The 21,749-nt window shown below is 59.8% G+C and carries 16 protein-coding genes and 1 pseudogene; 8 read left to right on the forward strand and 9 right to left on the reverse strand.

The window, feature by feature from the left end; translation table 11 throughout:
• Positions 1-17: 17 nt before the first annotated feature.
• Together A0U93_RS01560 and A0U93_RS01565 are read left to right on the forward strand one after the other, a co-directional pair.
• Positions 18-1,259 carry an adenosylmethionine--8-amino-7-oxononanoate transaminase gene (locus tag A0U93_RS01560; RefSeq protein WP_077805810.1) on the forward strand — a complete coding sequence of 414 codons (1,242 nt, stop codon included), beginning with the start codon at positions 18-20 and terminating at the stop codon, positions 1,257-1,259.
• A 73-nt stretch (positions 1,260-1,332) separates the two neighbouring features.
• Complete coding sequence (locus A0U93_RS01565; RefSeq protein WP_077805811.1) at positions 1,333-2,823, forward strand: glucoamylase family protein; 1,491 nt, start codon at positions 1,333-1,335, stop codon at positions 2,821-2,823.
• Between the two features lie 92 nt (positions 2,824-2,915).
• Here A0U93_RS01565 and A0U93_RS01570 read toward each other — a convergent pair whose 3' ends face one another.
• Together A0U93_RS01570 and A0U93_RS01575 are read right to left on the reverse strand one after the other, a co-directional pair.
• Positions 2,916-3,371 carry a hypothetical protein gene (locus tag A0U93_RS01570; protein WP_077805812.1) on the reverse strand — a complete coding sequence of 152 codons (456 nt, stop codon included), beginning with the start codon at positions 3,369-3,371 and terminating at the stop codon, positions 2,916-2,918.
• Positions 3,372-3,447: 76 nt separating this feature from the next.
• Entirely contained in the window at positions 3,448-4,434 is a 987-nt protein-coding gene (locus A0U93_RS01575; RefSeq protein WP_077805813.1) for an aldo/keto reductase, read from the reverse strand.
• Positions 4,435-4,558: 124 nt separating this feature from the next.
• Here A0U93_RS01575 and A0U93_RS01580 point away from each other — a divergent pair, with 124 nt between their 5' ends.
• Genes A0U93_RS01580 through A0U93_RS01590 form a run of 3 tightly spaced genes read left to right on the forward strand, consistent with a single transcriptional unit; the run spans position 4,559 to position 7,902 of the window.
• The gene (locus A0U93_RS01580) at positions 4,559-5,890 is read left to right on the forward strand and encodes an O-antigen ligase family protein (RefSeq protein WP_245825008.1); all 1,332 of its coding nucleotides are present in this window, start codon (positions 4,559-4,561) and stop codon (positions 5,888-5,890) included.
• 9 nt (positions 5,891-5,899) lie between these two features.
• Complete coding sequence (locus A0U93_RS01585; protein ID WP_077805814.1) at positions 5,900-6,871, forward strand: CobW family GTP-binding protein; 972 nt, start codon at positions 5,900-5,902, stop codon at positions 6,869-6,871.
• Positions 6,868-7,902: a WD40 repeat domain-containing protein gene (locus A0U93_RS01590; RefSeq protein WP_077805815.1), complete on the forward strand. Its 1,035-nt coding sequence runs from the start codon at positions 6,868-6,870 to the stop codon at positions 7,900-7,902. Before A0U93_RS01585 ends, A0U93_RS01590 begins: the two co-directional genes overlap by 4 nt.
• Before the next feature lie 48 nt (positions 7,903-7,950).
• Here A0U93_RS01590 and A0U93_RS01595 read toward each other — a convergent pair whose 3' ends face one another.
• Entirely contained in the window at positions 7,951-10,587 is a 2,637-nt protein-coding gene (locus A0U93_RS01595; RefSeq protein WP_077808243.1) for a M1 family metallopeptidase, read from the reverse strand.
• A gap of 482 nt (positions 10,588-11,069) precedes the next feature.
• Between A0U93_RS01595 and A0U93_RS01600 the strand changes: the two are divergent.
• Positions 11,070-11,486: pseudogene (locus tag A0U93_RS01600) on the forward strand (hopanoid C-3 methylase HpnR); the annotation flags it as partial.
• Between the two features lie 18 nt (positions 11,487-11,504).
• Here A0U93_RS01600 and A0U93_RS01605 read toward each other — a convergent pair.
• Positions 11,505-13,745: a CHASE3 domain-containing protein gene (locus tag A0U93_RS01605; protein ID WP_077805817.1), complete on the reverse strand. Its 2,241-nt coding sequence runs from the start codon at positions 13,743-13,745 to the stop codon at positions 11,505-11,507.
• Positions 13,746-13,820: 75 nt separating this feature from the next.
• Complete coding sequence (locus tag A0U93_RS01610) at positions 13,821-14,714, reverse strand: LysR family transcriptional regulator (protein ID WP_077808244.1); 894 nt, start codon at positions 14,712-14,714, stop codon at positions 13,821-13,823.
• 99 nt (positions 14,715-14,813) lie between these two features.
• Between A0U93_RS01610 and A0U93_RS01615 the strand changes: the two genes are divergently transcribed.
• Positions 14,814-16,490, forward strand: a complete 1,677-nt coding sequence (locus A0U93_RS01615) for an alpha-keto acid decarboxylase family protein (protein WP_077805818.1) — start codon at positions 14,814-14,816, stop codon at positions 16,488-16,490.
• A gap of 48 nt (positions 16,491-16,538) precedes the next feature.
• On the opposite strand, the gene A0U93_RS01620 is transcribed toward A0U93_RS01615, so the two are convergent.
• The 3 genes from A0U93_RS01620 to A0U93_RS01630 form a co-directional block, all read right to left on the reverse strand.
• Positions 16,539-17,240 (reverse strand): septal ring lytic transglycosylase RlpA family protein, encoded by a 702-nt coding sequence (locus tag A0U93_RS01620; RefSeq protein ID WP_245825010.1) that lies wholly within the window; start codon positions 17,238-17,240, stop codon positions 16,539-16,541.
• Between the two features lie 280 nt (positions 17,241-17,520).
• A complete protein-coding gene (glyS, locus tag A0U93_RS01625; protein ID WP_077805820.1) occupies positions 17,521-19,599 on the reverse strand; it encodes a glycine--tRNA ligase subunit beta in 2,079 nt (692 codons plus the stop codon).
• Complete coding sequence (locus tag A0U93_RS01630; RefSeq protein WP_077805821.1) at positions 19,592-20,485, reverse strand: glycine--tRNA ligase subunit alpha; 894 nt, start codon at positions 20,483-20,485, stop codon at positions 19,592-19,594. The genes glyS and A0U93_RS01630 overlap by 8 nt, the downstream gene beginning before the upstream one ends.
• A 184-nt stretch (positions 20,486-20,669) precedes the next feature.
• Between A0U93_RS01630 and A0U93_RS01635 the strand changes: the two genes are divergently transcribed.
• Entirely contained in the window at positions 20,670-21,416 is a 747-nt protein-coding gene (locus A0U93_RS01635; RefSeq protein ID WP_077805822.1) for a DUF2076 domain-containing protein, read from the forward strand.
• A 78-nt stretch (positions 21,417-21,494) separates the two neighbouring features.
• Here A0U93_RS01635 and A0U93_RS01640 read toward each other — a convergent pair whose 3' ends face one another.
• Positions 21,495-21,650 (reverse strand): DUF3309 family protein, encoded by a 156-nt coding sequence (locus tag A0U93_RS01640; RefSeq protein WP_077805823.1) that lies wholly within the window; start codon positions 21,648-21,650, stop codon positions 21,495-21,497.
• Between the last annotated feature and the right edge of the window lie 99 nt (positions 21,651-21,749).

Here is a 21,749-nt window from a genome sequence, read left to right on the forward strand (position 1 = left end):
AAGCATTGTCCAGTCCCATGGCCGCTGAGGGCCTGTCCAATATCTGGCTGCCTTATACGCAGATGCGAACGGCGCCGATGCCGCAGACGGCGAAGCGAACGGAAGGCTCCGTCATCGAACTGGCCGATGGCCGGCGGCTGATCGACGGCATCGCCTCGTGGTGGACGGCCTGCCATGGCTATAACCATCCGCACATCCACGATGCCGTATCGCGGCAACTGCGTGAAATGCCGCATGTCATGTTCGGCGGCCTCGTTCATGCTCCGGCACTCGATCTGGCGTCGCGGCTTGCGCGACTTCTGCCCGGCGATCTGGAGCGGGTCTTCTTCACCGATTCCGGTTCCGTGGCCGTCGAGGTGGCGATCAAGATGGCGGTGCAATACTGGATCAACAAGGGGCAGCGGGGACGCACGCGCCTTCTGTCTTTTCGTGGCGGCTATCATGGCGATACGCTCGGCACCATGGCCATCTGCGATCCGGAGGAGGGCATGCACGCGATGTTCGCGGGCGCGCTGCCGGAGCAGATCCTGGCAGACCTGCCCGACGACGATGCAAGTTTCACGGCCCTCGACAAGATCATCGCCGACCATCGCCACGAACTGGCGGCCATCGTTGTCGAACCACTGGTGCAGGGCGCTGGTGGCATGGTTTTTCACGCGCCGGAGACTCTGCGACGGCTCCGTACGCTGGCGGACAGGTACGGCCTGCTGCTGATCCTGGATGAGATATTCACGGGCTTTGGGCGCACCGGCAGCATGTTCGCCTGTGAGCAGGCCTCCATCGTTCCGGATATCATCACGCTCTCCAAGGCCCTGACAGGCGGCACGATGGCGCTTGCCGCCACGGTGGCGCGGCGGCACGTCTTCGAGGCATTCTCCTCCGACGATCCCCGGCACGCGCTGATGCATGGTCCAACCTTCATGGCCAATCCGCTGGCCTGCGCGGCGGCCAATGCGTCGCTCGATCTCTTCGAGCGGGAGCCTCGCCTCGACCAGGTCGCGACGATCGGCGACCAGATGCGGCATGAACTGGCGCCATGCCGAGCGTTGCCGTGTGTCCGCGACGTCAGGGTGATGGGGGCAATCGGCGTGGTGCAACTGACGGAGATCGAGAACCTCAATGCGCTGAAGGCGGCATTCCTGAAGGAAAACGTATGGGTCAGGCCATTTCGGGACATCGTTTACCTGACGCCGGCACTGACGATCTCCCGGGACGAACTGTCGCAATTGACGACGGCAATCCACCGTGTGTTGCGATAAGCCTTCCAACTGGTTGACGATCTTTAAGAAAACCGATGCTGCAGCGAGCTGAATCAGTCGTTTTACTGGTGGGATGCCGAAGCCAATTCTGCCGCCCCCACTTCGACGTCTTCTCTGTCATGGCCTGACGATCGCCTGCCTCGGCACGTCGATCGCGGGAACCACTTGGGCGGCATCGACGACACGCGACCCCGTCGCTTCATTGTCGCGCGGTGATGCGGCCCTCATCGGTGATCTGGAACGCAGGACATTCGACTGGTTCTGGCAATCGGCCGATCCGGAAACCGGCCTCATCCCGGATCGGTTTCCGTCGAAGGGCGGGGCGGCGAGTATCGCCAGCGTCGGCTTCGGATTGACGGCTTACGGCATCGGCACGGAGCGTGGTTACGTGTCCCGTCGGGAAGCAACGGCCCGCACGCTCAGGACATTACGGTTCCTCGCGTCGCGCCCTCAAAACGACGGGGTTGACGGGGCCAGCGGATATCACGGTTTCTATTATCATTTTCTCAACGCCCGGACCGGGACGCGCTTCGCCCACTGGTCCGAACTGTCCAGTGTCGATACCGCGCTGCTGATGAGCGGCGTTCTCTTCGCTCAATCGTATTTCGATCGTAAAAATGCTGACGAAGCGGAAATCCGTCGTCTCGCCGACATGCTTTATCGTCGCGTCGACTGGCCATGGATGCGTGCGCATGGACCGTGGCTGGACATGGGATGGACGCCATCCGGGCATTTCATTCAGAGCGACTGGAAAGGATACAACGAAGGGCTGATCATTTATCTACAGGCGCTGGGTTCACCAAGCCATCCGTTGTCCGCATCCACATGGGCAGCATGGACCAAGACTTACGATACGCAGTGGGGCACATTCCAGGGCAGGACGCTCCTCAATTTCGCGCCGCTTTTCGGCCATCAATACAGCGAGTCCTGGGTTGATTTCCGGGGTATTCAGGACGACTGGGGCCGCACGCATCATGTGGATTATTTCCAGAACAGTCGTAACGCCGTCTATGCACAGCGTGCCTATGCGCAAGCCAATCCAAGTTCTTGGAAAGACTACGGCGCCAATATCTGGGGTCTGACCGCCTGCGATGGGCCGGGTGATGCGCAAGTCGCCGTTGACGGCCGGTCACGGCATTTTCTGGCCTACAGTGCGCGCGGCGCCGGTCGTGACTACGTTCTGGACGACGGCACCATCGCACCGACAGCCGCAGGAGGGTCCATCGCATTCGCACCGGAGATCGTCGTGCCTGCCTTGCAGGAGATGCGCAGGCGATATGGGGACAGAATTTACAACCAGTATGGATTTGTGGATGCCTTCAATCCGTCCTTTCGTCGTGACGGACATTATTGGGCAGACGACCAGCAGTTGGGTATCGACCAGGGGCCGATCCTTCTGATGACGGAGAACTGGCGAAGCGGTCTGGTGTGGAAGATCATGAAACGAAACCGCTACATCCGTGCCGGGTTGCAGCGGGCGGGTTTCGAGGGCGGCTGGCTTCAGAAGCCGGTCCCCGTTTCCACGGTGATGGCAAATGCGGAAACAGGGGAACGTCATGACTGAGCGGACGGCGGCAGTTAGCGCCCGCTCGAGAAAGACGCGAAACCCCTGTTGCGATGATGGCAACAGGGGCCAATGCTACCGAGGAAGGTCGCTTACTGTTCCAGCGTCAGGGTAAGACCCTGCGCGCCAGCAGCAAGGCGCGCGCCACGGGTCACGCTCTGCAACTTGAGGCGAACACCATTGCTGTTGCTCAGCACGGCGCCGCCGAGCCCCTTGTCCAGGGTGGCCTCTCCGGAGAGCGCCCCATAGGTGCCGTCGAAATCATGCAGGTTCTTGAGGTTGTAGACGACGGCGCTGGCTTCCACCTTCGAATATCCGACCGCCGCGATATCCGCGCCATTCACCTTGAACTTGTAAGTATGGTGGCCGTACGTCAGACGGCCTTCACCCCAGGTGAATCCCACGCCGACATCGGCGGACTTCACGAGAAGCGTCAAATGGCCAACCGGCGTGCCCATCGCGTCTTCCGCACGGGCAGCACCGGTGCCAGCAAATGAGAGCGCGGTGACGGCGGCAATAGCGACGAAGCGGGAGTAAGAGAACGGCATTAACTCAACCTTTCAGATGAATGCGAGATGACTGCCGCTTCCTAACGCCGAAATGCCGCCGTCGTTGCAGGAGAGATCAGTCGCGTTGTGGCGGCGCCATGAAATCGGGATCGATCGGCTGAGGGACATGCCGCTTCAGGATGGCATCGATCTCCGTCTTGTCGCTATCGCTGAGGGACCACCCCAACGCGTCGTTCACACCATCGATCTGTTCCGGTTTGCGTGCGCCCCAGAGCGCAACTGTTGGTCCCTGATCCAGCACCCAGCGGATCGCCAGGGAGAGAACGCTCTTGCCATGTCTGTCGGCGATCTGCTTCAGGTCTTCGACAGCCGCCAGATAGTGGTCGAAATTCGGTTTCTGGAATTTCGGGTCGCTGCTGCGCAGATCGTCCGACGGGAATGTCGTCTCCCGCGTCATCTTGCCGGCCAGTAAGCCGCGACAGAGCGGACCGTAAGCCATCACCACCGCATCATGCGCTTTCGCATAAGGCAGGATTTCACGTTCCGTCGCACGCTCGAAAATATTGTAAGGCGGCTGGATCGTGCTGAGAGGCGCGATTTCGCGAAAGATATCCATTTCCTGAACCGAGAAGTTGCTGACGCCCAGCGCGAGGATCTTGCCTTCCTTGTGCAGTTTCTCGAGTTCACGTGCCGTCTCCTCGATGGGGGTCTTCCCATCCGGCCAATGGACCTGTTCGAGATCTATATGGTCGGTTTTCAGGCGACGAAGCGAATCCTCAACCTCCTTCCGAACACGTGCGGCGCGACTGTCCCGATAGGGCTTGTGATCGTCCGTCCAGGCCAGACCGAGTTTGGTTGCCACGATCGCCTTATCGCGTCTTCCCTCGAGGGCGCGTCCGATCACCTCCTCACTATGCCCAAAGCCATACACGGGCGCGGTGTCGATGAAGTTGATGCCCTCGTCCAAGGCACGGTGGACAGTCTTTATGGCGTTGTCGTCGTCCGGACCGCCCCACATCCATCCGCCGATCGCCCAGGTACCGAGCGCGATGCGGGAGACGGGGCGCGATATGCCTTTGATCGAGATCGTGTCGGTACTCAAAGAGAACTCCTTTTCAGTATCTTGCACGGTGCATGAGCATCAAATGCCTGTAATGCGGATCGGTTGCGTTCCGGCGGGGAGGAAGGCTTGCCATACGGTGCGCGCTGCCGCATGTGCACGGCTCATGCATGCTATGAAAATCCAGCCTCCTATCGTCGATCGACTTGGTCAGGCAGCGACGCTGGCCTTGCCACTGTTTCTGACGCACGGACGCGGTCTGGCCGAAGTGACGATGGATCTTCTCTCGGTCCTGTTCATGATACGATGCGTCGTCAGGCAGGACTGGTGCTGGAGCCGCCAGTCGTGGTTCGTCGTATCTCTGGCATGGTGGGGATGGCAGGTGTTCTGTTCATTGCCGGTTACACCATTCGGCATTGGCGGCGTGCCAGCCTTTGGGCAGGCACTCCTGGCGATACGATTCCTGATGATGGCCGCCGCAATGCAGAACTGGACACTGCGCGATGCCGTCACGCGGCTATGGATGCGCAGGATTCTCGTGATTTGCGGATGCTATATCGCCATGCAGATCGTCGTTCAGGCGATCTTCGGTCATAATCTGTTCGGCGTGCCGCGTTTTCCAGACGGCACACTGACCGGCCCCTATGCGCATCCCCGCGCGGCGGCGCCGCTTTCCCGATTGCTGCTGCCCATCCTGATGCTTGCCTGTGCCGATGTGCTTCGCCGCACCGGCGGACATGGCTGGCGCAGCCTGGGCGGAATGGGCGCTGTGGTCGTCGCGGGCGTTGCGGTCATGGTGCTTGCGGGGCAGCGTATTCCTTTCGCATTGACCCTGCTTGGCCTGTTCATCTGCGCGGCCTTGTTCCGGCCGATGCGTCCCGCAGCGTTGCTTGCGGGACTTCTCCTGCCGGTGATCGTGACACTGGTGCGTGTTTTCTCACCGGGCAGTTTCCAGCATCTTGTCATCCTGGCGCATCGGCAACTCATGCATTTCGGGCAATCGTCCTATGGCGCGATCTTCACGCGCGCCTGGGTCATGGCCGCCGACAATCCGATTACCGGGCTGGGCTATGATGCATTCCGGCATGGCTGCGGCAACCCGCGCTATTTTCACGGTCTGTCATGGCTGAACGCGACGCCCGATGGTGGCGGGGCGGCGATCTGCGTCCAGCATGCGCATAACCATTATCTTCAGGCGCTGACGAACGGCGGCGTTCCGGAGTTGATGCTGTTCGTCGCCATGGTCCTTGCCTGGCTCGCAACGATCCTGCCGCGCAACGCGCATGCGTCGGATCGGAACAGTGCCTGGCGCATCGGGCTGTTCGCGGCCGTCTTCATTCAGGAATGGCCCATCGCATCCAGCAGCGATCTGCTCAACCTGCCTCTCGGTGGATGGGCGTTTCTGCTGCTTGGCGTGGCATTGGCCGAAACGAGGCCCCCTGTCACATGCGAGAAGACGCGCCTATATCCTGAGCCAAACACATCTTCCGTGACATAAGGATCGTGCATGTCCGAGACGACCACCAAAGCGCCGGTAACGGTGCTCACCGGCTTTCTGGGTGCCGGGAAAACCACGCTGCTCAATCATATCCTGTCGGCCGAACATGGGCGAAAATACGCCGTGCTGGTCAACGAGTTCGGTGAACTCGGCGTCGATGGCGATCTGGTCGTGGATGCGGACGAGGAGGTTTTCGAGACCAATAACGGATGCATCTGCTGCACCGTGCGCGGCGACCTGATCCGCATTCTCGGTAGCCTTCTGCGTCGCCGGAACAAGTTCGACGGGATCATCGTGGAGACTACCGGACTCGCCGATCCCGCGCCCGTGGCGCAGACTTTCTTCGTGGATGAAACGTTGCGTGAAAAAGCGCGGCTGGATGCTGTCGTGACCGTGGTGGACGCGTACAATATCCTTCAGACGCTGGATGAAAGTCATGAGGCGGTCAATCAGATCGCCTTTGCGGACGTCATCGTGCTGAACAAGATCGATCTGGTCGATGCAGCAAGGATCGAGGAGATCCAGGCCCGAATTCGCAAGATCAATGCCAGCGTCCAGATCCATCCGGTCAACCGCGGCGATATCGCCATGAGCGATATCCTCGACCGTGGCGGTTTCGACCTGAAACGCGCCCTGGCGACGATGCCGGACTTTCTCGAAAACAGCGACCACAGCCATGAGGAGGGCGTCACTAGCATGTCGTTCTCGGTTAACGAGCCGCTTGACGAGGCACGTTTCCAGGCCTGGATCGGGGCGATCCTGCAGGAGCAGGGACCGGATATCCTTCGTTCGAAAGGCATTCTGAATTTCGAGGGACAGAAAGACCGCTTTGCCTTCCAGGCCGTCCATATGATGGCGGACGGCGATTATATCGGCCCGTGGAAGGACGATGAACCGCGCGTCTCGCGGCTCGTGTTCATCGGTCGAAATCTCAACCGGCCGCAGCTTCGCCGGGGCTTCGAAAGCTGCCGCGCAGCATGAGCGGGATTGTCGAACTCCTGGTCTCGCGCGGCGCGGAACGCCGTGTCGACGTGCCCATAAGCGCAGTCGCCTGTTCGCGTGACGGTCAGACCTTCGCTGTCGGAACCGTGGAGGGGGAAATCTATCTGATTTCCGTCGCGGTTCTGCGACAACCGGAAGCATGGCAGCGCGTGGAAGCGCATGACGGCGCGGTACTTTCCCTCGTGGCCGATACAGGCAGTGGCGGTTTTCTGAGTGGTGGTGAGGACAACCGGCTTGTCCGCACGGCGGCTGACGGCGCGACGACCGAACTTCATAAGGGCCGGCGCTGGGTCGAGCACGTCGCAAGCACGTCGACGACCATTGCTTTCTCCGTCGGCAAACAACTGGAACTTCGCGACGCTTCCGGTGAAAAGACCCTGAAGGGGCTGGATCACCCTTCGTCGGTTACGGGTATCGTTTTCGATGCCAAGGGCAAGCGTGTCGCTGCATCGCACTATAACGGTGTTTCGATGTGGTATGTGCAGGCGAAGGTCGACAACGTGCGCCCGCTTGAATGGAAAGGTAGCCATATTGGCCTTGCCATTCATCCCGGCGGGGAGGCGCTGGTCAGTTCCATGCAGGAGAACGATCTGCATGGCTGGCGTCTGTCAGATGGCCACAACATGCGGATGAGCGGCTATCCGCGACAGGTCGCGTCCATGGATTTCACGCGAAACGGTCGATGGCTCGCGACGTCGGGTGCGGACTCGGTTGTCATGTGGCCGTTCTTCGGCGGGGGACCGATGGGCAAACCGCCATCCGAGCTTGCAAGGTTGCCCGGTGTTTTCTGCTCGCGGGTCAAGGCCCATCCGAAGCACGACATGGTTGCGGCCGGTTTCGAAGACGGCACGGTGTTGCTGGCCGATACCGGATCGGAGCGCGTTCTGCCTGTCTGCATGGAAGGACGGGGCAAGATTACCGGGCTCACCTTCAGCCCGCAGGGCGGCTACATGGTTTTCGGCACCGAGGACGGCGCGATCGGGGCGATCGATCTGTCTTCCACGGGTTAATGGCCAGACCCGGCGACAGGATTGTCGCCGGGTCCATGGAATTCTCATTCAGTCTCCATGTGATGCCAGCCATTGCCGGGTCTGTGTCTGAATGCGTTCCGCGACGGCTGTTCGCGCACCAATAGCGTCCAGCGCGCGGGCCGTAGCAATCCGGGCGCCCGTGGTTTTCTGCGAAGCCGGATCGTTCTTCAGTTGCTCTGCGATTGCGGGATTCGACGTTGCGCGGGCGACGCCGGCCAAGAGCCCATCCTGCGACCATGGCGCGAGATGTGCGCGTATTTCGCTTTCGTGCTTCTTGACCAGTTGCCAGACCAGGTCCGGATTGCCGCTCTCTGCCGCAATCGCCGAGAGCGCCATGGCGATGCGCCCATCCGGAATGGCGCCGCTATACGTCAGTTCCACATTACGTTCGATCAAGGCAGGGTCCGTTACGTGCGCGAGTGCGTTGAACAGACGCAGCTTCATCTCCGTGCTCTGCGCGTTCCGGACTTTTGTCGCCAGGAAGTCGTACGTGGCATCGTCGGCATGGCGTGCGGCAATCCCCGTGACGGGCGCTACCAGATTCGCGCGCAGGGATGCGGGATCGGTCTGCCAGGATTTGAAGCGCCGTTGTGCCTCGGCAATGACGGACGGGTCTTCCAGTTCCCCCAGTTCAGCGATCACGGACGGACGCAGCATGTCGTCCAGCACGCTTTCGCCCGGCTTCGGGTCCCAGCCGAGCCGGTTCATGGTGGGGTTCAGAACGCGCCGCGCGAAATCCTGGAAAGCCGGGCGTGTGGCTTGATGACGCTCGGCATCGTTGATCGTATCGAGACGCTCGATAACATCCTCGAGTACGGCGATATCACGCTCGTTTTCGCCGGGCAGGGCGCTGGTGAGATCGAGATAGACCGAAAGCGTTGCTTCTCCGGCTTCGAACAAGGCATATTGATCGCCAAGCAGGTTGGCTCGATCGACAGGTGCGAACGTGGCGAACGATTTCATCAGCGGTGCCAGGGCACGGGTATCGTAATGGACCCGATAATAACCGCTTTCGCCCAGATCGAACTTCAAAGGCGCCTCACATGACGGCACGGTCATCGTCGCAGGCTGTGCGCCAAGAACAAGCTTTCGGGTTTCCAGACCAGGGCCGCCGGCAATGACCGGCACGTTCCAGCGTAGTGCGCGAGGATGGGGATCGTGAATCGCGAAGCGGCTTTGCGTCAGCGTATAGACACCTTTGCCGCTCTGGCATGTAAGCGCGACATTGATCTGGGGAATGCCGGGCTGTTCGACGAAACTGCGTGCGACGCGACCGACATCCTGCCCTGATGACCGAGCCAGGGCGTCCCACAGGTCCTGACTGGTCGTGTTGTTATAGGCGTGGGATTTCATGTAGATGCGCATGCCGTCCCGGAACGTATCCTCGCCGAGCCAGCCTTCGAGCATGCGGATGACGAGTTCACCCTTGCCATAGCTGATGCTGTCGAAAGCGGAGTTCGCTTCGCTGACATTGTGGATGACCTGCTGGATGGGATGTGTCGTCGGCAAGGCATCCATCGCCATCGTGTGTTCGCGAGCGTCATGCTGACGCGGCCAGATGTCCCAGTCCGGATTCATCTTGTCGGTGGCCTTGATCTCCATCCAGCTCGCAAAGCCTTCGTTCAACCAGATGTTGTCCCACCAGCCCATCGTCACGAGATCGCCGGACCATTGATGGGCCATCTCGTGCGCCACGACTTCATAGATGAGTTCGCGCGTGTGTGGCGTGCTGTTGTGCGGATCGAAAAGAAGGACGTTGTCGATATAGGTCAGGGCACCCCAGTTCTCCATTGCGCCAGCCTGGTAATTGCCGGGTATGGCGATCATGTCCATCTTCGGGAGCGGATATTTCGTGCCGAAATACGTGTTGTAGTAAGGCAGGATCTTTTCCGCGGCCCCGAGGGCGTATCTTCCCTGCTCCTGCAATCCGGTTGGCGCGTAAACGCCGATTGGCGTTCCATCTCCATTGCCGTGAACGGCTGACATGTCCCCTGCCACAAGCGCCAGCAGATAGGTCGACATGCGGGGCGTGGTCTGGAACGACACGCGCTTGGCGTCCGGTCCGGCTGCTGTCGTGGCTGTCACGGGCATGTTGCTGACAGCGACGTCTTTGGATGGCAGGGTGACGTTCAGCTGGAAGGTTGCCTTGAATGCCGGCTCGTCCCAGCCGGGAAACATCCGGCGCGCGTCTGCCACCTCGAATTGCGTGACGAGCATACGCCTTGGTTTGCCGTCGGGAGACTTATAATCGTCGATATAGATGCCATTCGGCGTTTCGATAATCGGTCCGGTATAGTCGATGGCCAGCGTGTGGTGGCCGGCAGGCACGGGCTGTGCGAATGTCAGCGTGGCAGTCTGCGCGTCATCGTCCTGCCTGATCGCGGCGACCATGCCGTTATCAAGTCTGGCGCTGGAAAGCTTGAGACCGGCCTGATTGAGCGTTACGCTTCTGGAGGGCGAAGCGACGTCCAGTGAAATCGTCTCCTTTCCGCGCAAGCTCAGACGGTTCAGGTCCGTCGTGATATCGATCATATAGGCTGTCGGGATAACATTTTTCGGAAGTTCGCCCGGTGCCGAAGCAAAAGAAAAAGGAGCCTCCGCGAAAGCCGACGCGGTAAAGGGAAGCCCGGCCATGAGCGTGGTGAGGGCCAATAATCGGCGCATTCTGAACAAATCCTTGTCTGGTCGGCGAGTCGGCCGCGCGTATATCGCGATGACCGCCTGATATTGATACGATGACATATCGATGGCATGAGGCAAAGGCACTCAGTCCGCCCGTAGGTATTTCCCGAAAAGGAAAATATTTACAAGTATTATACAATTTATATGAAGAATATGTATTTCATTTCATTATGAAAACGCGGGTTTGATTACTGAATAATTGCGGTGGATAGATGTAATCGCGCTTGATCGAACGCCATTTCCTTACGTTCGACGGCTGTCTTTCTCATCCGGCAGGAGAACGGTGCCTCTCATGCGACTGCACGCGATTCATCCCGGCGCGCTCACATACAGAGATGGTCCTTCGGCTGGAACCGCTGGGCGCGAACTCGTCGCGGACGCCGCGCATGCCACGGGTCATGGTGTTCGGATCGTTGACCTCCAGATCGAGACCCACCGGGACTTATGGCGGATGATGGAGGATTTCCAACCGTCTGAACATACGAGACTATCGCCTGTTCGATATCCAGCATGTGGTCATGCCGGCATGCGTCCCACGTCACGAATTTTATGAGAAACCGGTCAAGGCGCAGCAGGTGCTGAACATGCAACACATGGGACTCGCCGCTCTAAAAGATGCGAGCGGCATTGCCGCACACCTGGCCGCCAAAGGTCAGACGAATTTCCCGAATATGCTGTGGAAGTTCAATACCGTCTTCAATTCGAAGCTACAAATCGCTGATTACGCCCGCACACCCCATTACGAGATGGCAGTGCAGCCGGAGGCCATGACGCAGATTAAGCGGAAAAAACTTTATATCCATGCTCCGGCAGGACGACGCAGGCGTTCGATCGACGATGTGACGGAGAAATTTGTCGATGAGACCCGGGCGGCATCCTGATTCTCCGAGGTGTGATACTCACCCAGGCCAGGACTTGAGCGACACGACATTGCCGCCCGATGGCTCGTCATTCGTTGCGGATGTCGAGGCTGAGTCCTGCAGGATGCCAACGATCCGTCGTATGAGATTATCGCGAGAGAAGGGCTTGCCGATCAGGTTCACACCGTCATCAAGACGACCGTGATGAACGATGGAATTCTCGGTGTAACCGGACATATAGAGCACCGGCACATCGGGGCGAAGAGCGGCAACCCGCTGCGCCAGATCACGTCCGCGCAGTTCGCCGGGCAGCATCACGTCGGTCAGAAGGAGGTCGATCTCCCCGATATGGGTGCCGAGGAGGCGCAATCCTTCCTCGCCGTCCGCGGCACTGATGACCTTGAAACCGAAATCTTTCAGAATGGCGATCGTCACCTCGCGGACGGCGGCTTCGTCCTCCACGACCAGGATCGTCGCCGCAGATGACGGCATGACAACCGGCTCGATGGACTGCGTCGATGTCGCCTGCGCTTCTTCGATGGAACGGGGTAAATATAGTCTTACCGTCGTGCCGGCATCGACCTCGGAATAGATTTTGACGTGGCCGCCGCTTTGCTTGACGAAGCCGAAGACCATGGCCAGTCCGAGACCCGTTCCCTTGCCTTCGGCCTTGGTGGTGTAAAACGGTTCAAACACACGGCTGACGATTTCCGGTCGCATGCCGTGGCCGGTATCCGATACGGCGACCATCGTATAATCGCCGGGCGTCACCTCCGAATGCAAACGCGCATATTCTTCGTCCAGAACGACATTCGCGGTCTCGATCGTCAGACGACCGCCGTCAGGCATGGCATCACGGGCGTTCAATGCGAGGTTGAGCACGGCGTTTTCGAGCTGCGCGGCATCGGCCATTGCGGGCCAGAGACCGGCACGTTCGACATAGCGGATATCAATATGCTCGCCGAGTGTCCGGGTCAGCAAGGGCACGAGATCGGGCAAGGCTGTTGCAAGATCGATCGGCTTTGGCGACAGCGGTTGCTTCCGCGCGAAAGCCAGCAACTGTGCCGTCAGGGTCGCGCCGCGCCTGGCGGCCCATGAGGCGCGTTCGATCTTCTTTTGCAGATCGGGCGCGTTCGCCAGCTTGCTGTTCACGAGCTCCAGATTGCCCAGAACAACCGTCAAGAGGTTGTTGAAGTCGTGCGCGATACCGCCGGTCAACTGGCCTATGGCTTGCATCTTCTGCGACTCCCGCAGAACAGCCTCGGCCTGGGCGCGTTTCGTCATGTCCGTCAGCGTCAGGATAAATCCGCCATCCGGCATTGGCGAACGTCGGATCTCGACCTGGCTGCCGTCGCTGCAATGGCGGCTGTAGACGATGGACTCGTTTCGCTTGGGACGGGAGAGGCGCAATTGCGCTTCAGTTTCCAGAAATTCCCCTTCCGACTCAGCCAGGTAGTCGACAAGCGTCGTGTAGGATGTCCCATTCCGAACTAGGGCTTTGGGTAATTTCAGCAACGACTGGAAGCAGGCATTCCAGTTCACCAACTGCCGGCTTGGGGAAAAAACGCCGACGCCTTGCGTCAGGCTGTCGAGCGATGCCCGCAGCTGGGAGGCAACCTGACGCTGCTGTGCTTCGAGCACATAGGCATTCGACCACGCCCGGTTCAACATGCGCGCGGCCCAGACCAGCGCGATGGCGGCAAGGACTATACCGCTGATTACCAGCCAGCGCACCCGTATGGCGCGTGTGTCCGCCGTCTGCTGATGCTGTGCCAACACGATATTTTCGTGCTGCGTCATCTTGTCCAGTATGGCGACGATCGCAACCGTATAGTTTCGCCCCGCATCCGTATTGACGGCGGTAAGGGCGGCATCCAGGCCGACTGTGCGTCTGAGCACGATCGTCTGCGCCAGTTCTTCCAGTTTTTTCTGCAGGATGGGGTCGAGTGCCGCAATGCTGTCGCGTTCGATGCTATCGTCGTTCGCCAGTCTCTGTAGCTTGCCCGCAAGGCGGGTTACGTGTGCGATGGAAGAATTGTAGGGGGAGAGATAGGTGTCGCGGCCAGTCAGAAGATAGCCACGCTGTCCCGTCTCCGCATCGCGGAGCGCGATATTCAGATCCTTGATCGTCAGCAGCACGTCATTGGCGCGCTGCGTCCATAATCGCGCCGAGCGCGCCATGTCGATCTGATTCCACGTGGCACCACCGACCAAAGCGAGGACCGCGATCAACATGATGAGCACGGTCAGATTGGCGCGTGCGACAAGGTGTTTCGTCATACTACTCAGGGAACCTAGCAGAAATCCGAACATCGGATTCGGAATGAACGTGTAATCGCATCCGCAGCGACATATCTAGGACGCCTTATCGCACAACGACCGCAAAATGCGTTCAAAATTCGCCACCGGCCCCGAAGAAGGCCGATTGTGGAACGCCAGCGCGATCGTCGAGCGTGGCGCAGGTCCGACGATGGGGTGGAACGTCGCGCCTTCCGCATGGATCTGGTCGAGATATGCCGGCACGATACTGACCCCCATACCGGCCGCCACCATCGGAACGGTGGCGGCAATCTGCGGCGCGGATTGTCCCAGTCGCGGCGTGAACCCTGCCTGTTGGCATGCGGCGATGATGGCATCGTAGAACCCGGGGCCGAGTTCGCGCTCGAACAGGATGAAGGGCTCATCAGAAATATCGTTCAGATGCAGGCAGCGTCGTCGCCACTTGTCGTGGCCTTTGGGTAAGGCAATGACCGTGCGCTCCTGCATCAGCGGCACGACGACGATATTCGGATCCGGTGCGGGCGGCCTGATGATGGCGATGTCCACTCGTCTGTCATGCAGGGCCTCACAGAGGGCCGGGGTGTTGCTTTCCTCCAGCGTGATGACGATCTCGGGCCATTTTTCCCGAAAGGCGCGGATGGCATTCGGGATGATCGGCAATAACGAGACGGCGCCCGCCATGCCGACGCGCAGGCGTCCCTGCTCGCCCCGCGCGAGACCACGGGCGAGGGAGAGGAACTCCGCTTCCATGGCGAGTATCGTGCGCGCCTGTTCGATCAGGATGCGGCCCGCTTCGGTTGGCACGGCACCTTGTCTCGAACGGATGAAGAGCACCAGCCCAAGTTCTTTCTCGAATGCCCGTATCTGCTGACTGAGCGGTGGCTGTTCCATATGGAGTTGGAACGCCGCGTGCGTGAAGCTGCCCGCTTCAGCGATGGCAACGATGTATCGGAGGCGGCGAAAATCCATATCCATATCCAATTCATATGGAAAACATCGAATCCATATATTGGACATTCATGTAACCCATGGCCCATTGTCTTTGCAAGATCAGGAAAGGGATGAAACATGGCTTACACCGTCGGGATGTATCTGGCCGAAAGACTGGCGCAGATTGGCCTCAAGCATCATTTTGCGGTGGCAGGAGATTACAATCTTGTCCTGCTGGACCAACTGCTCCTCAACAAGGACATGGAGCAGATTTATTGCTGTAACGAGCTTAATTGCGGGTTCAGTGCAGAGGGATACGCTCGCGCCCAGGGTGCTGCGGCGGCTGTCGTCACGTTCAGTGTCGGCGCGATTTCCGCGATGAATGCGATCGGCGGCGCCTATGCCGAGAACCTGCCCGTTATTCTGATTTCCGGTGCGCCAAATTCGAACGATCACGGTAGTGGCCACGTGCTGCATCATACGATCGGAACAACGGACTATGGCTATCAGCTTGAGATGGTACGTCACCTGACCTGCGCTGCGGAGAGTATTGTCTCGGCTGAGAATGCACCCGCCAAGATCGATCATGTCATCCGCACCGCCCTGCGTGAGCGCAAGCCAGCCTATCTGGAAATCGCCTGCAACGTCGCAGGCGCTGAGTGCGTGCGGCCTGGACCGGTATCCTCTCTGCTGCCGGAAACGCCCTCCGATCTGACAAGCCTGCAGGCGGCACTCGATGCCTCACTGGCCTGGCTGGCACCACGCGACCGGGTTGTCCTGCTGGTGGGCAGCAAGCTCAGAGCCGCTGATGCGCAGGCGGTTTCCGTCGAGTTGGCCGATCGCATGGGCTGCGCGGTGACCATCATGGCTGCCGCGAAAGGTTTCTTTCCCGAAGACCATCCCTGTTATCGCGGTTTGTATTGGGGCGAGGTCAGCTCTCCGGGTGTGCAGGAGCTGGTTGAAAGTGCCGATGGCATCATATGCCTCGCGCCTGTATTCAATGATTATTCGACGGTTGGATGGAACGCCTGGCCAAAGGGTGACAACGTTCTGCTTGCTGAGCCCGATCGCGTTACTGTTGCGGGTCGTAGCTATGAGGGCATTGCCCTGCGTGACTTCATCAAGGGCATGACGGCACGTGCGCTGTCGAAGCCTGTCACCGCTCAAGGCACAACGGCACCGCGTCTCGAACTTGCGCAGGCCAAGGGCGATGCGCCGCTGACCAATGACGAGATGACACGTCAGATTCAGGCGCTGCTCAACAGGGACACGACGTTGACCGCTGAAACCGGCGACTCATGGTTCAACGCGACACGCATGAACCTGCCCGGTGGGGCGCGGGTCGAACTGGAAATGCAGTGGGGACATATCGGTTGGTCGGTTCCATCGGCATTCGGCAATGCCATGGGCTCGCAGGATAGACGCCATGTCCTGATGGTCGGTGACGGATCCTTCCAACTGACCGCGCAGGAAGTCGCTCAGATGATCCGTTACGAGCTGCCGGTGATCATTTTTCTTGTAAACAATCGTGGCTACGTCATTGAAATTGCAATTCATGACGGCCCCTATAACTACATCAAGAACTGGGACTACGCCGGGCTGATCGCGGCATTCAACGCTGGCGAGGGCCATGGGCTTGGGCTGCATGCGAAAACAGGAGACGAACTCCAGGACGCTATAGAGAAGGCGGTCGCAAACAAGCGCGGGCCGACATTGATCGAATGCTCTATCGCACGCGATGATTGCACAAGCGAACTGGTGAACTGGGGTAAGCGGGTTGCGGCAACGAATTCACGCCGTCCGGCAGCTGATTGAGGAACGGTTAACTCAAGATCGCTGATCGCCAGGGAATAACTCCGGCGATCAGCCGTGTATGCGATGATGACGCGTCGTCGTCGCGTTCTGGCGTCGTGTCGTAACGCGATGCACGGTTGCGTGTGCTGGCTCAGCTGCGGCGATAGCCTGTTCATTGGTATCTGCGGGCTCGGCCTCGGCCACTTCCATGGGTGCCTGTTCGGTATCGGTTGCGGGCGGAAGCGCGGCAATCTTCACGTGCGCCGTACCCGCAGAGAGCATGCCGATCTTCGCTGCCGCGGCATGGGAAAGATCGATGATCCGGCTGTTGAACGGGCCGCGGTCATTGATCGTCACGACGACGGAGCGGCCTGTGTCTTCCGACGTCACCAGTACTTTCGATCCCATTGGCAGGGTCGGGTGCGCAGCGGTCATGCCCTGGGAACTGAACGTGCTCCCGTCGCTGGTCCGATGGCCCAGAAAGCCGCGCCCATACCAGCTTGCAACCCCGTGTTCCGACCAGTTGATCGCATGCCGGCCGGCGTCCACGGCGTGGTGCATTCTTTCGGAAAGCGCCTTGCGTACCGACTCTGCCCAAGGCGTCTGCACCAGAGCCGGTCGCTCTTCAACCGATGCGTCTGTGGCCGCATAAGCACCATGGCTACTGACAGCCGATAGCAGAATTGCAAGCTGGCGAACGCGTTGTCGTGCCGGGCGGAAACCGGCGATGCGTCGTAGGGTTCGGATTTTCAAAGTCTTGGAAATCTGCACTTACGAACCAGCCTTATCGGGACGATACTCCAGATGGGTCCGTTCGCAATCATACGATCCAACCCGACGAAATATCTTCGCTAACACAGTCTGCCGAAATTGTGAAATCCCGACGATCGAAGACCCGTATCTTACGTGCGACTATGGAGAGAATAAGGCGAACTTGATCTGGTCTTCGTTTCATATTCGCAAATAGTAAATGGGATATACCAGATGATCTTTCATCCGGGGATTTTGAGTGCACGAGGCAGTAGACCTCGTGCACTCAAGTATTGACCCATTATCCTTCGATCTGGCCAAAATCCGCAATCCGGCCCAGCGTCCTGGACATATGCGCGAGCAGATGCAGACGATTGATGCGCCTTAGCGGGTCCGAATCGTTGACAGTGACCTTATCGAAGAAACTGTCCAGAGTAGGGCGAAGAGCAGCCACGGCACGCATCGCGTCAGTGAAACGTTCGTCATCAAGCGCGCGCTCCGAGGTTGCCGCGGCCTCATCCAATGCTGCGGACAACGTTCTTTCTTCGTCCTGCGTATAAAGCGACGGATCGGGCGCGCCATCATGTGGCCCGTCCTTCCTGTTTTCAATCCGCAGGATGTTGGCGGCACGTTTCCCGGCAGCCAGCAGATTTCGGCCGTCTTCCGTTTCGACCATGGCCGCGAGGGCTGCCGTGCGGGTCAGAAGGCGGACAAGATCGCCGTCCAGTCCGCCCGCAAGCGTCGCCGAGAGCACATCATGCCGTTCGCCCTCGTTTCGCAACTGGACACGAAGCCGCTCGGCGACGAATGCCATCAATTCCTGTCGTTTGTCGTGCCCTGCTTTCTGGCCGATCTGGGCAGCGACGCGATCGAGAGCGGCGGCGAACAGCCGTTCCAGATCAAAGCGCAGGCCGTTGTCGCGTATCGTGCGGATCACGCCGAGAGCGGCCCGTCGCAGGCCGTAAGGATCACCCGAACCGCTTGGCGTCTCATCGATCAGGAAGAACGAGGCCAGAAGGTCGAGTCGATCCGCCAGGGCGACAGCGACCGAGACCGGGGCGCGCGGGATCTCGTCGTTCAGACCGCGCGGTTGATAATGTTCGGCGACAGCGCGCGCAACCGCGTCGCTTTCACCGTCGTGCCGGGCATAATAACCGCCCATGACGCCCTGAAGCTCCGGAAACTCACCGACCATTCCCGTTGTCAGATCGGCCTTGGCGAGGCGCCCAGCGCGCGTAGCGTCGGCGATCTCCGCATCCGACAGCCCCATGGCCATGGCAACCTCGCGGGCCAGGGCCTCGATACGCTCGACGCGCGCGCCTTGCGTGCCAAGTTTCGCATGGAATGTGACGGCGTTGAGCGCACCCACCCGATCGATGAGCGCGATCTTGCGATCCAAATCCCAGAAATGCCGCGCATCCGCGAAGCGCGCACGCAGAACACGCTCGTTGCCCGCGATTGTCAGGGCGCCACCGTCAGCAAACGTCATGTTGGCCACGAAAGCAAAATAGGGCGCTGCCTTTCCGGTGCGATCGCGTAGCGCGAAATAGCGCTGATTGATCCGCATCGATACCTGCATCACCTCCGGCGGGAGATCCATGAAGGTGTCGTCGATGCGCCCCATCAGCGGCACAGGCCATTCGGTCAGTCCTGCAACTTCATCGACAAGTCCGGCGTCGGCAACGACGTCCAGATCGGCTTTTGCCGCCATATCCGCGATACCTGCGACGATACGCTCGGCGCGTTCATCCGCATCGACAAGGACATAGCGGCCCTTGAGCGTCTCCTGCCATTGACGGGCGGACGAGACCTCGAAAGGATCCGGCGCCATGAAACGGTGCCCGGTGGTAAGAACGCCGGAGGACAGACCGTGTGCATCGTCTCCGTCACGGGCAAGAGTGAAGGGCACCGGGGTGCCATCCAGAAGGCAGATGATGCCGCGAAGGGGGCGCACCCATGTAAAGTTGCTGCCAGCGCCCCAGCGCATGGATTTCGGCCAGGAAAAGCGCCAGAGAATATCGGGAACCACATCGGCCACGCGGTCGGCGGCCTTGACCGGTGGCACCACGCGATTCAGAATCCAGGAGCCATTTTCCGCCACCAGTTCGTCGCGTGTGGCATCGTGCTTCCGCAGGAAGCCGGCCAGGGCCTGCTCCGGTGCGCTCTCACGTGGGCCACGCTCCGACCTGGTGCTGGCCGGAACTTCCATGTCGATCTCGACGCTGGCTGCGATCCGCCGAGGCCCCCAGAAAGCTTTTGCGTTGCGCGGATTCAGTCCCGACAGGGCCGTGGAGAGCTGGCTTACGAGCTCCCGGCCCGCCGCCGCCTGCATCCGGGCTGGAATTTCCTCACTATCGAGAACGAGCAGCAATTCAGCCATGAGCGTTCTCCGCCGCACCCGCGAGCCAGGTTTCGCAGCACGCTTTCGCAAGTTGCCTTACGCGACCGATATACGATGCACGCTCGGAGACGGAGATCACGCCGCGGGCATCAAGCAGATTGAAGAGATGGCTGGCCTTGACGCACTGGTCATAGGCAGGTTGCGCGATGCCTGCTTCGGCCAGGCGCAGGGACTCCTGCTCGGCGTCCTGGAAATGGCGCATCAGCATATCGGTATCGGCCAGTTCGAAATTGTGGCGGGAATAGTCACGCTCCGCACGGAGGAAGACGTCTCCATAGGTTGTGCCCTGACCATTGAAGTCGAGATCGTAAACGTTCTCGACGCCCTGGACATACATCGCCAGACGTTCCAGACCGTAGGTCAATTCGGTGGAGGGCACCGTCACAGCGATGCCGCCGACCTGCTGGAAGTATGTGAACTGCGTCACTTCCATACCGTCGCACCAGACTTCCCAGCCGAGGCCCCATGCGCCGATCGTGGGGTTTTCCCAGTCGTCCTCGACAAAGCGGATATCGTGTTTGTCCGTATCGATTCCGATCGCCCGGTAGCTGTCGAGAAGAAGCTTCTGGCTGTTCTCGGGGGTCGGCTTCAGCAACACCTGATATTGATAGTAGTGCTGAAGGCGGTTGGGATTCTCGCCGTATCGTCCGTCGGAGGGGCGACGGCACGGCTGAACATAGGCGGCCTTCCAGTTGTCGGGGCCGAGTGCGCGCAATGTCGTGTGTGGCGACAGCGTGCCCGCGCCGAGTTCAGTATCGTAAGGCTGGAGAATGACGCAGCCCTGCTTTGCCCAGAATTCATGAAGACGAAGAATAAGTTCTTGGAAAGACGGCGGGCGGTCTTTCCGGGCGGTCGCAAGGGACAAGGTCTTGAGGCTCCGGCGGTGAAACTGTCTGCGTCAGTCCTTACTACCGTAAGGCGCAAACCGAAAGGATCGCCGTGCGTTCAATGAAGGGAAACCATGTCGACAGCGTGATGTCTTGCGGCATTGCCGGCGGCGGGCCACATAGAGACGATCACCACGCTCCGATCCTGGAGGATTTTCGAAAATGAATAACGAAGAACGTGACCTTATCTCCCGCTTCGTCGCACGCGTCGGCGGGGCGCCCAGTGGCGGCGCTTTCGGCTCGGCATCGCAGGCGCCGGCAAACCTGCCGCCGATCGATCCGGAGGCCGACCGCTTCATCGCTGAGAACTTCCAGAAATATCCGGAAGCTCGATACCGTGTCACGCAGATGGCGGTTGTTCAGGAAGCGGCGCTGGCAGAGGCCCAGAACCGAATTCGGCAGTTGCAGTTCCAGCTTCAGCAGGCCCAGAGCCAACTCGCGCAGACGCAACAGCGTCCCGGTGGTGGTGGCGGTCTGTTTGGCGGCCTGTTTGGCGGAGGTGCGCGACAGCAACAGCAGGCGGCCCCGCCTCCGGGCTGGGGACAGCCGCAGGGCGGTTATGCCGCACCGCCGCAACCGAACTATCCGCCGGGCTATAATCCGGGCATGTTCCAGCGTCAGGGTTCCGGATTTCTGGGTTCGGCTCTGACAACCGCCACCGGTGTCGCAGGCGGTATGCTTGCCGCAAACGCGCTTGAAGGTCTGTTCAGCGGCCATCATGACGGCGGAATGGGCGGGGCCGGCGACTTTGGCGGTGGCGAAACCGTGATTAACAACTACGGCGATGCTGGTGGTGCCGACCCGTTTGCCGGCGGTGGCACTGACGCTGGCGGCAACTACGATGCTGGCGATTTCGGCGGCGGCGATTTTGGTGGAGACGGCGGCGGCTGGGGTGACGACTCGTTCTGACCGCTCCTGAGGATTGTCTTAAAAGAAAAGCCCGGACTGTTGGTCCGGGCTTTTTTTATGATGCGGATGCCGATGAGGTCAGATTTGACCCATGACAATCAGAACGACCACGATCAACAATAAAAGACCCAGGCCTCCGGATGGATAGTAGCCCAGATCAGGCGCCAAGCCCCAAGTGGGCAGAGCGCCGATCAACAGAAGCAGAAGAACGACAATAAGGATAACGCGTAACATTCAAGATATTCCTTGATCTTGATAAGCGGACGTCGTGCCAAACGCCTTCCTGCTTCACGTTGTTGCCTGTCAGATAAACAAAAAGTCACATGTGACATT

The organism is Neoasaia chiangmaiensis, from assembly GCF_002005465.1.
GTDB classification, from domain to species: Bacteria; Pseudomonadota; Alphaproteobacteria; order Acetobacterales; family Acetobacteraceae; genus Neoasaia; species Neoasaia chiangmaiensis.

Coding starts and splice junctions, on each gene's coding strand:
- A0U93_RS01640 (WP_077805823.1), bottom strand. CDS start 21,650: ATGTTACGCGTTATCCTTATTGTCGTTCTTCTGCTTCTGTTGATCGGC.
- A0U93_RS01605 (WP_077805817.1), bottom strand. CDS start 13,745: ATGACGAAACACCTTGTCGCACGCGCCAATCTGACCGTGCTCATCATG.
- A0U93_RS01560 (WP_077805810.1), top strand. CDS start 18: ATGGCCGCTGAGGGCCTGTCCAATATCTGGCTGCCTTATACGCAGATG.
- A0U93_RS01570 (WP_077805812.1), bottom strand. CDS start 3,371: ATGCCGTTCTCTTACTCCCGCTTCGTCGCTATTGCCGCCGTCACCGCG.
- A0U93_RS01565 (WP_077805811.1), top strand. CDS start 1,333: ATGCCGAAGCCAATTCTGCCGCCCCCACTTCGACGTCTTCTCTGTCAT.
- A0U93_RS01580 (WP_245825008.1), top strand. CDS start 4,559: ATGCATGCTATGAAAATCCAGCCTCCTATCGTCGATCGACTTGGTCAG.
- A0U93_RS01635 (WP_077805822.1), top strand. CDS start 20,670: ATGAATAACGAAGAACGTGACCTTATCTCCCGCTTCGTCGCACGCGTC.
- A0U93_RS01585 (WP_077805814.1), top strand. CDS start 5,900: ATGTCCGAGACGACCACCAAAGCGCCGGTAACGGTGCTCACCGGCTTT.
- glyS (WP_077805820.1), bottom strand. CDS start 19,599: ATGGCTGAATTGCTGCTCGTTCTCGATAGTGAGGAAATTCCAGCCCGG.
- A0U93_RS01590 (WP_077805815.1), top strand. CDS start 6,868: ATGAGCGGGATTGTCGAACTCCTGGTCTCGCGCGGCGCGGAACGCCGT.
- A0U93_RS01610 (WP_077808244.1), bottom strand. CDS start 14,714: ATGGATTTTCGCCGCCTCCGATACATCGTTGCCATCGCTGAAGCGGGC.
- A0U93_RS01595 (WP_077808243.1), bottom strand. CDS start 10,587: ATGCGCCGATTATTGGCCCTCACCACGCTCATGGCCGGGCTTCCCTTT.
- A0U93_RS01615 (WP_077805818.1), top strand. CDS start 14,814: ATGGCTTACACCGTCGGGATGTATCTGGCCGAAAGACTGGCGCAGATT.